Annotated in this window: 11 protein-coding genes and 1 pseudogene; 11 read left to right on the forward strand and 1 reads right to left on the reverse strand. The window is 32.6% G+C overall.

What is annotated here, in order from left to right:
- Positions 1 to 72: 72 nt before the first annotated feature.
- From V7S50_RS13545 to V7S50_RS13560, 4 genes are all read left to right on the forward strand, one after another.
- A complete protein-coding gene (locus V7S50_RS13545) occupies positions 73 to 693 on the forward strand; it encodes an SGNH/GDSL hydrolase family protein (RefSeq protein ID WP_242253243.1) in 621 nt (206 codons plus the stop codon).
- Between the two features lie 429 nt (positions 694 to 1,122).
- Entirely contained in the window at positions 1,123 to 3,090 is a 1,968-nt protein-coding gene (locus V7S50_RS13550) for a penicillin-binding transpeptidase domain-containing protein (protein ID WP_242253245.1), read from the forward strand.
- Between the two features lie 356 nt (positions 3,091 to 3,446).
- Entirely contained in the window at positions 3,447 to 3,980 is a 534-nt protein-coding gene (locus tag V7S50_RS13555) for an RNA polymerase sigma factor (protein WP_063223884.1), read from the forward strand.
- On the forward strand, positions 3,970 to 4,797 hold the full coding sequence (locus V7S50_RS13560) for an SH3 domain-containing protein (RefSeq protein ID WP_242253247.1): 828 nt from the start codon (positions 3,970 to 3,972) through the stop codon (positions 4,795 to 4,797). The genes V7S50_RS13555 and V7S50_RS13560 overlap by 11 nt, the downstream gene beginning before the upstream one ends.
- A gap of 11 nt (positions 4,798 to 4,808) precedes the next feature.
- On the opposite strand, the gene V7S50_RS13565 is transcribed toward V7S50_RS13560, so the two are convergent.
- Positions 4,809 to 6,569 carry a peptidoglycan D,D-transpeptidase FtsI family protein gene (locus V7S50_RS13565; RefSeq protein WP_309260172.1) on the reverse strand — a complete coding sequence of 587 codons (1,761 nt, stop codon included), beginning with the start codon at positions 6,567 to 6,569 and terminating at the stop codon, positions 4,809 to 4,811.
- Positions 6,570 to 6,953: 384 nt separating this feature from the next.
- On the opposite strand from V7S50_RS13565, the gene V7S50_RS13570 reads away from it, so the two are divergent.
- From V7S50_RS13570 to V7S50_RS13600, 7 genes and pseudogenes are all read left to right on the forward strand, one after another.
- On the forward strand, positions 6,954 to 9,086 hold the full coding sequence (locus tag V7S50_RS13570; RefSeq protein ID WP_242253251.1) for a peptidoglycan D,D-transpeptidase FtsI family protein: 2,133 nt from the start codon (positions 6,954 to 6,956) through the stop codon (positions 9,084 to 9,086).
- Positions 9,087 to 9,314: 228 nt separating this feature from the next.
- Positions 9,315 to 10,241, forward strand: a complete 927-nt coding sequence (gene bla, locus V7S50_RS13575) for a class A beta-lactamase Bla1 (RefSeq protein ID WP_442896544.1) — start codon at positions 9,315 to 9,317, stop codon at positions 10,239 to 10,241.
- A 237-nt stretch (positions 10,242 to 10,478) separates the two neighbouring features.
- Positions 10,479 to 11,343, forward strand: a pseudogene (locus V7S50_RS13580) (metallophosphoesterase).
- A gap of 210 nt (positions 11,344 to 11,553) precedes the next feature.
- Positions 11,554 to 11,805, forward strand: coding sequence for a hypothetical protein (locus V7S50_RS13585; RefSeq protein WP_063224861.1), 252 nt, complete (start codon positions 11,554 to 11,556; stop codon positions 11,803 to 11,805).
- A gap of 187 nt (positions 11,806 to 11,992) precedes the next feature.
- Complete coding sequence (locus V7S50_RS13590; RefSeq protein ID WP_242253252.1) at positions 11,993 to 12,718, forward strand: ABC transporter ATP-binding protein; 726 nt, start codon at positions 11,993 to 11,995, stop codon at positions 12,716 to 12,718.
- On the forward strand, positions 12,715 to 13,734 hold the full coding sequence (locus tag V7S50_RS13595; RefSeq protein WP_242253254.1) for an ABC transporter permease: 1,020 nt from the start codon (positions 12,715 to 12,717) through the stop codon (positions 13,732 to 13,734). The genes V7S50_RS13590 and V7S50_RS13595 overlap by 4 nt, the downstream gene beginning before the upstream one ends.
- A gap of 24 nt (positions 13,735 to 13,758) precedes the next feature.
- Entirely contained in the window at positions 13,759 to 14,412 is a 654-nt protein-coding gene (locus V7S50_RS13600) for a TetR/AcrR family transcriptional regulator (protein ID WP_242253255.1), read from the forward strand.
- Positions 14,413 to 14,432 lie beyond the last annotated feature (20 nt).

The following is a 14,432-nucleotide window of genomic DNA, read 5'->3' on the forward strand; positions in this document are numbered from 1 at the left end:
AGTGGAATTTAATTGAAATCGAAAACCACTTAGAAATAACAATTACGTTGTGAGCTATTGTATAGTATAAATATGGTTAATAATAAAGGGGGAATACGTATGTGGAAGCGATTTGTAGCGATTGGTGATAGTTTTACAGAGGGGATAGGGGATGAAGTTGAGGGAATTGCATTAAAAAGCTGGGTAGATCATTTTGTTCAACTATGTGTAAACGATATAGAATATGCTAATTTTGCAAAGCGTGGGTTAGTAACTAAAGAAATTCGCTCACAGCAATTGGAAAAAGCATTAACTTTTAAACCAGATTTGGTTAGTCTCATTGCGGGTGCAAACGATGTATTAAAAGGACGTTGGAATCATCAAACATATAAGAACGATATGGAATTTATGATAGATACATTAAGTAAAACAGGTGCTGATATTATGATAGCAAACCTTCCAGATTTTACAGTGAGGCTTCCTTTTTCTTCTGAAAAAAAACAAGTGTTAAAAGAACAATTATTAGAGGCAAATGAAGTTATATTTTCACTGAGTAGAGAGTATAAGCTTCATCATGTTGACTTTTGGAATCATCAGTTGGTTAATGACAATACGCTTTGGTCTAAGGATTTCATTCATCCAAACTCAAAAGGATATGTAAAAGTTGCTGAATTGATTTTTAATTGTTTACATGTACATGACTCTTCTAAATAAGCTGGAGAATGACCTAAACTCCTGTCACATGCTGCACAGGGGGGTGATACGAAAAAGAAGTATATAGAGTGCCTAAAATTATACTTTAAGTAATTCTTTTTATTGTTTATATTTTTGATATTTTCTGTTGCAGAACCCTTAGTATAAGGGTTCTTTTTTGTGTGAAATATATACAAAAAAGATACGAACGGAAAACTCGAACTGAAAGGTATTTTAAATAAAATTGTTAAAACAACACTAATAACGAAAGCAATTGCTAAATAGAATCTTAAAATCTTCCCCCTCGAATGCAACTTAACCATAGAATTTAATTTTTCTATAAATGTGGAACAATTTCATTACTTACACTGTCTATTAAGCGTTAAAACATTTTTTGTTTAATATATCAAGAAAGGAATAAATATTTTTTAACTAAGGGAGAAGATTGAATTGAAAAAATTATGGATGCTGCTTTTCTTTTGTTTTGCAGTTATGTTGGTGGGATGTAATAAAAATGAATCGCCAAAACAAGCATTTGAAGAATATATCAATTTATGGAATGATAAAAAATTTGCAAATATGTATGATTATTTATCAGAACATGCAAAAAAAACGATTTCTAAAAAGGAATTCACAGAGAAATATCAAAAAATCTATGAGGGTATTGGAGTTAAGAATTTAAAAGTTAAAACGAAAGGAGAGAATACGAAAGATAAAGAACTCTTTCTTTTTGAAGTTAAGATGGATACGGATGGAGGACCAGCTTCATTTATCCATGAGGTAAAACTTGTGAAAGAAAAAGAATCTTGGAAAATAGATTGGACACCAGATTTTATTTTTCCAGGTATGAAAAAAGATTACAAAGTACGTATGCAAACAGAACAAGGAAAACGTGGAGAAATATACGATCGAAATGGGAAAGGTCTAGCAACGAATGGTAAAGCGACTGAGGTTGGAATTATTCCAGAGAAACTAGGCGAAACGGCGGCGCAAACAAAAGAACTAGTTGCACAGTTACTGGATATGTCTATAGAAGAGGTCGATCAGAAGCTTACAGCGAAATGGATAAAGCCAGATTCCTTTGTACCAATTGGTATTTTAAAAGAGGGAACTAGACAGAATGATTATATCGAATTAGAAGGGGTATCATCTAGACCAATCAATATTCGTACGTATCTATTAGGTGAAGCAGCGGCACACTTAACTGGCTATATAGGAAAGGTGAATGCAGAGGAGTTAAAATCGCTTCAAAAAAGAGGTTATCAAGCTGATGATTTAATAGGTAAGACAGGCTTAGAGAAAGTACTGGAGAATAAATTACGTGGTGAAAAGGGTGGGCGCGTATTTATAGAAGATGAGAGTGGGAAAGAGATTAAAAACGTAGCAAAAAAAGAAGCGAAATCAGGGGAAAATGTTACATTAACAATTGATGCTGCAATTCAAGAAAAAATCTATAATGAGATGAAAAATGAAGCAGGCTCTAGTGCAGCGATCAATCCTAAAACAGGTGAAACAATCGCGCTTGTAAGTAGCCCTGCTTATAATCCAAATATAATAGTTAGAGGAGCCTCAAAAGCACAAAGAGAGGTGTGGACTAACGACGCGAAACTACCAATGATGAATCGCTTCACACAAGCATTCGTACCAGGTTCCGTATTTAAAACGATTACAGGTGCAATTGGTTTGGAAACAAACGCAATAAATCCTAAGGAAGAATTTAAAATTCAAGGATTGAAGTGGATAAAAGATTCATCTTGGGGAAATTATTATGTAACACGTGTGAAGGATGCAAGTCCAATTGATTTTGATAAGGCGATGAAGTACTCTGATAATATTTATTTTGCTCAACAAGCTTTGAAAATAGGAAAAGAACAGTATGTAAATGAACTGAAGAAATACGGTTTTCATGAAAAATTACCAATCGAATACGAATTTCCTATGTCAATCATTACAAGAGATGGGATAAAAAATGATATTCAACTAGCAGACACGGGATACGGACAAGGACAAGTATTAATGACACCACTTCATTTAGCATTAACATATGCACCGATTGTGAATGAAGGGAATATTCCGTCGCCCCATCTTTTAAAAGAAGCAAGAGTAACGGGAAATTGGAAAGAAAATGTGGTGTCTAAAAAGAATCAAGACATATTAAAGAGTGCATTAACAAAAGTCATTAATGACCCTGATGGTGCGGGGAGAATTGCTAAGGTTGATGGTATAACGCTTGCTGGTAAAACAGGTACAGCAGAACTGAAAGAGTCGAAAGAAGTGGACGGAAAAGAACTTGGATGGTTTGCAGCTTTTGATGCAAATGAGCCAGACATGATTGTAACCATGATGATTGAAGATGTAAAAGGAAGAGGAGGGAGCAATGTTCCAGGTGAAAAAGTAAAACATGTTTTTCAGAAATAATACCTTAAGTATAAGGTGAAATCTTTTAGTAAATTCACTATACGTTTGCTTAACGTAAAGAACAATTAAGTATCACAAAAGCATTCTTCCTAATCGAGAATGCTTTTTCTATTTTGTTATGGCTCGAGGAAGTTGATACTTCATCATATACATTGTTTAAATCAAATTCTATGGTTTTAAATGTGATATTATGGAACCTGTCATTTAAGAGAATATATAGGTAATTATTTAAGGGTTTTACTATTGAAAAAAGATAATCAATGGAACAAATGAAACTTGTATCTTGTCTATATATTGAAACCATAATAAAAGTGAGGGTAGTTTTAGGTTTATTCAAATAAGTTTGAGGTGTGGAAATGGAACAAACGTTTATTGAAAAGTGTAATCATGATGAGCTGGACTATGTTATAAAAGACTATTGGCAAGATGTATGGAATTATTCATTTATTATTACGAAAGATCCACACTTATCAGATGATATCACACAAGATGTATTTATAAAGGTATTTAAAAATTGGAATTCATTTCGAAAGGAGTCATCTATTAAAACGTGGATATTAAAAATCACAAGAAATACGGCAATAAACTATTTGAAATCATCTTATTTTAAAAGAATATCTTTAGTAGGATTTTTTAGTGACGATAAGCAAACTCTGTCGGCAGAACAAGAATTTTTTAAGCAAGAAGAAATGAATGATGTGTGGAAAGTTGTATTAAAACTACCTAAAAAGCACCGTGAAATAATAATATTGGACGCAAAATATGAATTATCTTATGAAGAAATAGCTGAAACACTAGGAGTATCCATTGGAACTGTAAAATCTAGATTAAGTAGAGCAAGAAGTAAGGTTTCAAAATTAATAGGGGAGGGTGGTAGTGATGAACAATAAACAAAATCCTGACTGGTATAGAAAATTAAAAAAAGGCCCAATGGAACACCGTAAAGACGAAGAAGAATATATTTATAAAATAAAGCAATCTATATATCAAAGTAATGAGGTAGGTTCTCCAAAACATACAAGACCATTTCGTAAAAAAGCATTGCCAATTGTAGTGGTTTTAGCTTGTACATTTTTATTTTTTATTGTTCAACAACCTTGGCTTGATGATAATAAATCACCGGTACAAAGTAGTACACAAATTAAGCCTAAAACAAAAGATGAGTCTGCTCAAGATCCAACATTAAAACAATTTATGAATGATTTATATCAAAGTACAAATGCAAAAAATGAAAATGACTTGTATAAAGCGTTAAACAATGAAGTTCAATTTAAAGGGAATAGCTATAAGAAGGATGAATTGAAGTTTGATGAAGATATTTTTCATGAGTTGCAAGTCGCTCTTACAATGGGGGGAGAATTTGCAAATGATACAAAACAAGTATACAAAGTACCAAGTGGATTGACAGAAAGTAACCAACCAAAACAAGCACATTTTATATATGCAACTGTTACTGGAAATAAAACGAAAATTTTAGCTGAACCAAAGCGAGAATCACAAGTTTTATATGAAGTATCTAATGAAATGGTAAAAGCTTGGATTCCAGAAAAAGTGCAGAAGGATGGATATATAAAAATATCGACAATTAACGGTAATACTGGATATGTACAAAAAGAGTACGTTTTAACTGATATTAAATATTCATTTATGTTCGAAAAGAATAATGAAGGTATATGGAAAATTATAAATATAGATTCTATATGGTAAAAGAGGAAGGTTCACTTTAATGAACCTTCCTCTTTGTTTTTATTTTCTTTTTGAAGAGTATTCCAGGACTCTAAAATTTCTGATGTAACTAGAGCGGCAATGTTTTTTTCTGAATTACTACTAGGAATAACGACAGAAACGGCAATCTTTGGATCTTCGGTAGGAGCATATGCAATGAATAGAGAATGATTTATCATTCTTTCTTGCTCATTCGGAAAACCTGTAATACCTGTTTTACCTGCGACGTCAAAGGGCAATTTTTTAATCTCCTCTATATTTTGACTCATTCCACCTTGCACGACATTCCAAAAGTTCATCGGGTAACGATTTGAACTTTCTAAAATGGGTTTAAACTTTTTTGTTTCCTTACCATCTTGACCAATAATAGCACTTGCCATTTGAGGTTTATATTTATCACCTTTACTTGCCAAAGTTGCTGCATATTGAGCGAGTTGAAGAGGAGTATGCACTTCATTTCCGCCCCACGACGCATTTAATAAAGCGGAGATTCCGTTTTCAAACTTATTAGAAGGATGAAATTCATATTGTCCGTCTTCTTCAAAGGGTAAATCAATCCCGGTTTTAGAACGTAGGCCGAATTGCATTAAATAATCTGTCCATATATGTGCCACCTTTTCTACATTGCCATTATTTTGGTTAAATAATGGCAGAGCTACTTTTGCAGTCATAAATGTGTTAGATGAATTAATGATAGCCTGCCTCGGTGTAATCTCACCTTTTGGCGTTCCAGGTGCATTCGTAATGTTATTTTGATTATCATACTGAAAAGTACCTTTATCTAAATATGTATCTTCAGGTTGAAAAAGTTTTTCGTTTAATCCAATTAAAATAGTAAGTGGCTTTATAGTAGAAGCCATATTTACATAAGATCCACCATACTTTAATTTTTGAATTGCTTTATTTTGCGAAAGTGATTTTATGTTATCTACTTTAGTTGATACATGTGTATGTAATATATTTGGATTAAAAACTGCTGAGTTGGCCATAGTTAAAATTGCGCCAGTTTTTACATCGCTCACTACAGCATAACCAGCTTTAGCATCAGGTGTTTTCTTAATTTGAGACCTTAATGCTTCCTCTGTTTTTTGCTGTAATCTAGAGTCTAAAGCTAGCCGGACATCTTTTCCTTTTTGTACTTTTTGAATGTTCCATAATAACTTTTTATTACTTATTTTAAAAATAAGAGTTTTACTTGGTTTTCCTTTTAAATCATTTTCATATTGCAGCTCAATCCCACTTTTCCCAACAGCCATATACTTTGAAGTATGGTCATTTTCTACATACCCAATTACCTGTGAACCAATTTCGTGTTTAGGATAATATCGAATCCATTCATCTTTAATTATTACATTATTGGTTTTGTTTTTGTTTATGAATGCAAGTTCGTTCTCAGCTATATCAGAGTATAACGGTATATCATTCATAGTCTGCTTGTTACAAGATTGTTGTAATTGAGATTTTATGTTCTCTGTAGAAATATCATGTTGAAACTCGCTTGAAAATTGATTAAAAAAAGCTAATGTGTTTGATGTATCTTGTTTCGATAGTTTTTCATCATTAGAAGTGCAATATAGAGACTTAACCTTCTTATTTGTAGCTAGTATTACACCATTTTGATCAAAGATTTTTCCTCTTTCAGCTGAAGAAGTTGCGATAGTTATTGAAATGAAGTTGATTTTAAATAAAATTAGTAAAATCAAACCTACAATAGAAAGAACCGCAAAAAATCTCCATCTTTTTGTATGTAACATATAACCCTCCCTTATGTAGCCTATTTCATCTTATAGTTAATTATTTTTTTTGTAAATGTGGAACAACTTTATTGTTTAGGTTGTCTATTAAGTATTACAGCACGAAGAAAGGAACAATCAGTATGAAAATTTACTATCAAGTCTAAGTGTAAGTTTAATAAGAGTTATTATACAGTTTAGCATTTCTAATGCAAGCGACAAAAAAATAGAGAAAAAACAGGAAGGGAGAGTTATTAATTACGTAGCTAAACGAAAAGGAATGAATGCTTACAAGGAGTAGGTAAAAAATTGAGACGATAATTTATAACCGGTCATCGGTATCTAAAATATAAGGAATGCTTTTAGTATTTGTAGCAATTCCTGAAAGAATTATATGGAGGATTTATGAAAGAACAAAAAGGAAAGAAGCAGAAGACATATATATCTATTCGATTAAATATAATGTTCCTTTGCATATTTTTACTATTCTCAGCTATTATTATGCAACTAGGAAAAGTGCAAATCGTAGAGGGAGAGGCTTATAAGAATCAAGTGGAAAGCCGTCAAAATGCAACAACTAGCATTCCAGTTCCGCGTGGACAAATACTAGATCGAGAAGGGAAAACAGTTGTTAATAATAAATCTCTTCGCGCGATTACCTATACAAGGGTAAAGGGGATTACGAGTGAAGAAATTTTAAAAACAGCAAAAGACTTGGCGAAAGTACTTGAAATGCCCGAACAAGATATAAATAAGTTAACCGATATTGATAAAAAGGATTTCTGGATGCAGTTAAATACGAAACGTGCGGAGACAAAGATCACTAAAAAAGATATAGAAACGTTTAAAGAAAAGGGAATAGAGGGAAAAGAGTTAGACAAAAAAATTGAAGAATTAAGACGAGACCACGTTACAGAAGCTGAATTGGCAGAATTAACAGCACAAGATTTAAAGGTGTTAGCTATTAAAAGTAAAATGAGTTCAGGTTATCAACTGACACCACAAATTATTAAAAAAGATGTAACGGATGCAGAGTATGCGCGGATAAGTGAAAATCTTGCGGAGTATCCTGGAGTAGATGCAACGGTTGATTGGGAACGTAATTATGTAAATGGTAATTTATTTCGTTCTGTATTAGGTAATATTACGAGTAGTGAAGAAGGTCTGCCGAAAGAAAACTTAGATTCTTATTTGGTACGTGGATATAACCGTAATGACCGTGTCGGAAAAAGTTATATTGAACAACGATATGAAGATGTATTACACGGCACAAAAGAAGAAGTGAAAAATATTACTGATAAATCAGGAAACATTATAAACACAGAAATCATCTCTAAAGGAAAAAGTGGTAATAGTTTAACATTAACGATTGATATGGAATTGCAAAAGAAGGTCGAAGAAAGCATAGAGAAAAATTTGAGAGCTTTTAAAGGTTCAGAACCACTGTTGGACAGAGCTTTTGTCGTAATGACGAATCCAAATAACGGGCAGATTTTATCTATGGCAGGAAAAAAGATTGTAGAAAAAGAAGGGAAAATAGAGATTGAGGATTTGGCATTAGGTAACATGACAACCTCATATGAGCTAGGTTCAGCTGTAAAAGGTGCTACTTTATTAACTGGATATGAGACAGGAGCAATACATCCAGGAGATCAATTTTATGATGCACCGATGAAATTTAAAGGTACACAAGCTAAGAAATCGTGGAATGTATCTGGATTTGGTAATATTAATGATTTACGAGCTCTACAAGTATCTTCGAATGTATACATGTTCCAGACAGCTTTAAAAATTGCGGGAGTTAATTACGTACCAAATGGCTCATTGGATATTAAACAAGGAGCATTTGATACGATGCGCTATTATTTCAAGCAATTTGGTTTAGGTGTCCCAACAGGTATTGATTTACCGAATGAAATAATTGGACAAACGAGAAAAGTAGATAGTCAACCTGGGTTTTTACTAGACTTTTCTATCGGTCAGTATGATACGTATACGCCATTACAATTGGCACAGTATATTTCAACGATTGCTAATGGCGGTTATAGAATGCAGCCTCAAATTGTACAAGAAATACGAGAACAATCAATAAAAGAAGAGGTTGGAAAAGTTATACGCTCTATAGAACCTGTCGTATTAAATCGAATTGATATGAAGACAGAACATATTGATCGTATAAAAGAAGGGTTTAGATGGGTATTCCAAGAAGGTGATGGAACTGGCGTGAAGTATTTCAAAAATGCTTCATATAAACCAGCAGGAAAGACAGGAACAGCTCAAACTGTATATGGTGGAGAAGACCCAATTGGCAGAAATGCAAAAGGAGAACGTATGGAATGTTACAACTTAACATTAGTTGGATATGCTCCATATGATAATCCAGAAGTAGCGTTTTCTGTAGTAGTCCCATGGCTTCATAATGATAAAAGTGGAATTAATTCTATAATTGGAAAGGAAGTTTTAGATGTATACTTTGATTTAAAACAACAACGTATACATGGTGAAGCTGCTAGTACAGATAGTTTTAATCAAAATTAGTAAAATGTGAGTACTTTTCTCAAGGGAAGAGACTCTGTTTATATAAAAGCCTTTAAAAATTAAAAGAAGATTTGAAATAAGAGATAGCAGCTATCATAGTTGCTATCTTTTATTTTGTTAATAATACCGATATTAGTTATAAAGTTTTTTTAGTTTATGGAACAAACTTGTTTCGGTGATTGTCTATTATGTGTAAGTAAAAAAAGTGTTAAGAACTTGAAAGGAATGATGATTTTGAAAAACAAGAGGATGCTAAAAATAGGAATATGCGTTGGTATATTAGGTTTAAGTCTTACAAGCATAGAAGCTTTTACAGGAGGACCACTGCAAGTTGAAGCGAAAGAAAAGAAAGGACAAATAAAACATAAAAATCAGGCGACGCATAAAGAGTTCTCTCAACTTGAGAAAAAATTTGATGCTCGATTAGGTGTATATGCGATTGATACTGGTACAAATCAAACAATCGCTTATCGACCTAACGAAAGGTTTGCCTTTGCATCAACTTACAAGGCTTTAGCGGCAGGAGTATTACTGCAGCAAAACTCTACTAAGAAATTAGATGAAGTTATTACTTATACGAAAGAAGACTTAGTGGATTATTCACCTGTTACAGAGAAACATGTAGATACTGGAATGACACTAGGAGAAATTGCAGAGGCTGCTGTTCGTTACAGTGATAACACTGCGGGGAACATTTTATTTCATAAAATAGGCGGACCGAAAGGATATGAAAAAGCGCTTAGACAGATGGGGGATCGGGTTACTATGTCTGATCGTTTTGAAACAGAATTAAACGAGGCTATTCCAGGAGACATTCGTGACACTAGTACAGCGAAAGCAATTGCTAAGAATCTTAAAGATCTTACGGTCGGAAATGCGCTTCCGGATCATAAACGTAACATTCTTACAGAGTGGATGAAAGGAAATGCTACAGGAGACAAACTTATTCGTGCAGGCGTGCCAACTGACTGGGTAGTTGCAGATAAATCGGGTGCAGGAAGTTACGGGACACGAAATGATATTGCGATCGTTCGGCCACCAAATAGAGCACCTATTATCATCGCAATTTTATCTAGTAAAGATGAGAAAGAGGCTACCTATGATAATCAACTCATTGCAGAGGCAGCTGAAGTTGTAATCAATGCCATTAGGTAATAACCACTTAGTTTTTTTATTTCTTTAGCAGATAGTATTGAAAGTATAAAATCAGTAACGATTCTTTTTCTTGTGAAAAGAATCGTTTTTTTGTAGTCTTATTATTAAAAAGAAAAGCATAAATATAACGAACATATATTGTATCCATTAATAAAATTTCATGTACTGTATTATTTTATTAACTTAAAAAATTTTTAAAAAATATAATATAATTCATTTAGCATATAGAAGCGTTTTATGAGAATAAAAAGGAGAAAATATGAAAAAAATATGAATAGAATCATTGTGATTATTTGTATATTACTGGGTATTAGTATCTTTTTATATGTACAGAACAATTTAATAAAAATAACTGAAGTTAATATAACGTCTAGTAAAATCCCATCCAATTTTAAAAGCTTTAAAATCCTTCAACTTTCAGATCTACATAATAAAGAATTTGGCGATAAGCAAGACGTTTTAATTCAAAAAGTAAATAGTATAAACCCAGATATTATAGCTATTACGGGTGATTTAATTGATAGTAAATCGTACGATGTAAAAATTAGTATGGATTTAATCCGAGAAGTTGTAAAGGAGTATCCTGTATATTTTATAACAGGAAACCATGAAAAATGGTCAGGGAAATATAATGATTTGGAAAAAAGAATTAAAGAAACATCATGTTACCGTTTTAAGAAATGAACATGTAACTATTCAAAAAGAGGAGCAAAAAATAAATTTACTTGGTATTGATGATCCGGAATTTGTAACTGGAAAACGTGATGAAGGAAATGTTGTAAAAGATGAAATTTCAAAAGCGAAATTTGAAATGCAGATGGATACATATAATGTATTACTATCCCATAGGCCTGAATTTTTGACAGTATATGCTGATGAGCAAATAGATTTAGTGTTATCGGGACATGCTCATGGAGGGCAAGTTAGATTGCCATTTATCGGTGGGTTAGTTGCTCCGAATCAAGGGCTATTCCCTGCATATACAGCTGGTTTATATGAAAAACAAAATACGTCTATGGTAGTGAGTAGAGGATTAGGCAATAGTATCATTCCGCAAAGAATTTTTAATAGACCAGAACTTGTAGTTGTGCAGTTAAATTGAACTGTACGACTTTTTTGTGCAGAAAAAATAGGTTAAATGGATTTTATACAAGTTAACATTACAATTTTGTTAAAAATTTTCTACGTTACATAAAGTAACAAAATTTGACCTGAAGAGTTTGTTATAGTGTAAATAATCAAAAAAATTAAAAATTAGTCGAGTGAAAAGTGTGATAAGTAATTTATGTAAAAAACTAAAAGGGGTGTACACATGCATAAAGAATATGAAATTGAAGAGTATACGGCGATTGAGGAACAAATACATTATTATTATAAATGTTTATTAGTAAGTCATCCTGATCAAATTATAAAGTATTTAGAAAAAAGGTTAGAAAAATATGCAGAAACATTACAATATGCACATTTATATCCTGATACAGTGATTTTACCTTTACAGCAATTAGTTATCGAATATTCTTTAGATGTTGCTAGAATTAGGAAATATATGAATTTAAAAACGTAAAGTAAAATATATAATTTAAATGAAACAGAGTCGACTTTAAGAAATGATATTCTAATGTCGACTCTGTTTCATTGTCTATTATTGTTTATTAAAAACAAATACTAATCAATTAACTTTGACATATAATTACGCAAGAGTAAAATAAAAGTGAGTACTCACTCATTTTTTTGAAAAGGGGGAAGAATACGTGCAACAACCTTCAATTACTTTACGCACTGTATCGAAAAGTTTTGGGAAAAAAGAAGTTTTACACAATCTGTCATTGCGAGTTGAAAAAGCAGAGATATTTGGTTTAGTTGGACCTTCAGGTTCAGGGAAAACGACTCTCATTAAATTGATTGCAGGTATTAATGAGGTAACAGAAGGTGAAGTACTTGTTGGTAATACTAACATGCCTAATTTAAATGAAATGAAAAGAATTGGTTATATGGCTCAGGCTGATGCATTATATGAAGAACTATCAGCATATGAAAATGCAGATTTTATTGCAACGATGTATGGATTAAAGGGAAAGCATAAAAAAGAAAGAATCAAAGAGGTTTTTGACCTTGTACAATTATCGCAACATATGAAAAAGCAAGTACAGCAGTTTTCAGGTGGAATGAAAAAACGTTTATCATTGGCAATGGCACTTCTTCATGAACCTGAAATATTAATTTTAGATGAGCCAACAGTCGGGATAGATCCACTTCTTAGAAAAACAATCTGGGGAAAATTTTATGATCTGAAAAAGAAAGGCACAACTATAATTGTAACGACACACATTATGGACGAAGCTGAATTTTGTGAACGCCTAGGGTTAATTAGAGAAGGAAAGCTAGTTGCGACTGGAACACCTGAAGAATTGAAAAAGCGGGTATCATCAGGAAGGATTGAAGATGTCTTTTTGTTGGAAGAGGTGGCTCTATCATGAGAGTTACTGGTGTTATCATTCGTATTATTCGCCAATTTTTCAGGGATAAGCGTTCATTAGCCATGATGTTTGGGGCACCTATGTTATTACTTTGGTTATTGTCGCTAGTGTTTACACAAAAAGACTATGTACCACATATTGCTGTTGTTGATTTGCCTGCTCCAGTAGTAAAAGTAATGAAAAATCAAGAAGCCTCAATTTATGAATATAGTAAAGAAAAGGCAATGTCTGAGTTGGAAAATCAAAAGGTAGATGCAGTAATTCGTTTAGAAAATGGAAAAATGAATATTGTATTAGAAGGTAGTGATTCGTCAAAAAATCGTGCTGTGCTTCAAATATTACAAAAAAGTACAGAGAAGAACGATGTATCGATTATGAAACCTGAAGTGAATTATTTACATGGCTCTAAAGACTTTACAATGTTTGATGGGCTTGGTCCCGTATTAATCGGTTTCTTTACCTTTTTCTTTGTATTCATTTTATCAGGGGTGTCTTTCGTAAGAGAACGTTTAAGTGGTACTTTAGAAAGGTTATTATCGACTCCGGTAAGAAGATGGGAAATAGTTGTAGGATATATTATTGGTTTTGGGATCTTTGCATTTATACAATCCATTATAATCGTAAGTTTTTCAGTTTATATTTTAGATTTATATGTAGCAGGCTCCATATGGCTAACGTTACTTATTACATGTATGCTTTCTTTAACTGCATTAACTTTAGGGACATTTTTATCGGCATACGCAAATAATGAGTTTCAAATGATCCAGTTTATACCACTTGTTATTGTGCCACAAATTTTCTTTTCTGGGTTGTTTCCAATTGAATCTATGAATAAGTGGCTCCAAATGTTAGGGAAATTATTTCCGCTCACATATGGCGCTGACGCAATGAGACAAGTGATGATTCGAGATCAAGGGTTTACAGAGATTGCATTAGATTTAACTGTATTACTGCTTTTTTCTCTACTATTTGCAATAGGAAATGTATTTGCATTAAAGAAACATCGAAAAATATAATGATGATACAAAGGGGCATTATAGATGAAGAAGGATTGGCTGGAAGAATTAATTGCCACAACAAATACGGATAAACGAAATGAACGTCAAATGCGTATATTAGAAGCGGCTGTTGATAGGTTTGGCGAAAAAGGCTACGCTGCAACTTCAACAAGTGAAATTGCAAAGCGGGCTGGTGTAGCGGAAGGAACAATCTTCCGCTACTATAAAACGAAAAAAGATTTATTGTTAGCAGTCGTCATGCCGACATTAACAAAGTTTGCTGCACCATTTTTTGTACAAGCCTTTGCGAAAGAAATATTTAAATCGGAGTATGAATCGTATGAAGGACTTTTAAGAGTTGTCATTTATAATAGATTTGAATTTGCAAAAAAGCATTTTCCAATGATAAAAATATTAATTCAAGAAGTGCCATTTCAGCCAGAACTGAAAAATGAAATACAACAATTAGTAGAAACAGAGTTACTTTCACATTTTAAAAAGTTAATTGTAAAGTTTCAAGAAAAAGGTGGAATTATTGAAATGCCACCATCTTCTGTAGTACGACTTACTTTATCAGCTGTATTAGGATTACTCTTAACACGATTTTTATTATTGCCTGAAGAAAAATGGGATGATGAAGTGGAAATTGAACATACGATTCAATTTATATTGTTTGGATTAACGCCACGAATTTAATCATAAGTAACAATATGTTG

The sequence above is a fragment of the Bacillus sp. CCNWLW194 genome (assembly GCF_037120585.1).
GTDB classification, from domain to species: Bacteria; Bacillota; Bacilli; order Bacillales; family Bacillaceae_G; genus Bacillus_A; species Bacillus_A basilensis.

Bases quoted from the DNA above. Each gene is read 5' to 3' on its own strand.
- V7S50_RS13565 (WP_309260172.1), bottom strand. From the start codon at position 6,569: ATGTTACATACAAAAAGATGGAGATTTTTTGCGGTTCTTTCTATTGTA.
- V7S50_RS13555 (WP_063223884.1), top strand. From the start codon at position 3,447: ATGGAACAAACGTTTATTGAAAAGTGTAATCATGATGAGCTGGACTAT.
- V7S50_RS13595 (WP_242253254.1), top strand. From the start codon at position 12,715: ATGAGAGTTACTGGTGTTATCATTCGTATTATTCGCCAATTTTTCAGG.
- V7S50_RS13600 (WP_242253255.1), top strand. From the start codon at position 13,759: ATGAAGAAGGATTGGCTGGAAGAATTAATTGCCACAACAAATACGGAT.
- V7S50_RS13585 (WP_063224861.1), top strand. From the start codon at position 11,554: ATGCATAAAGAATATGAAATTGAAGAGTATACGGCGATTGAGGAACAA.
- V7S50_RS13560 (WP_242253247.1), top strand. From the start codon at position 3,970: ATGAACAATAAACAAAATCCTGACTGGTATAGAAAATTAAAAAAAGGC.
- V7S50_RS13545 (WP_242253243.1), top strand. From the start codon at position 73: ATGGTTAATAATAAAGGGGGAATACGTATGTGGAAGCGATTTGTAGCG.
- bla (WP_442896544.1), top strand. From the start codon at position 9,315: ATGATTTTGAAAAACAAGAGGATGCTAAAAATAGGAATATGCGTTGGT.
- V7S50_RS13570 (WP_242253251.1), top strand. From the start codon at position 6,954: ATGAAAGAACAAAAAGGAAAGAAGCAGAAGACATATATATCTATTCGA.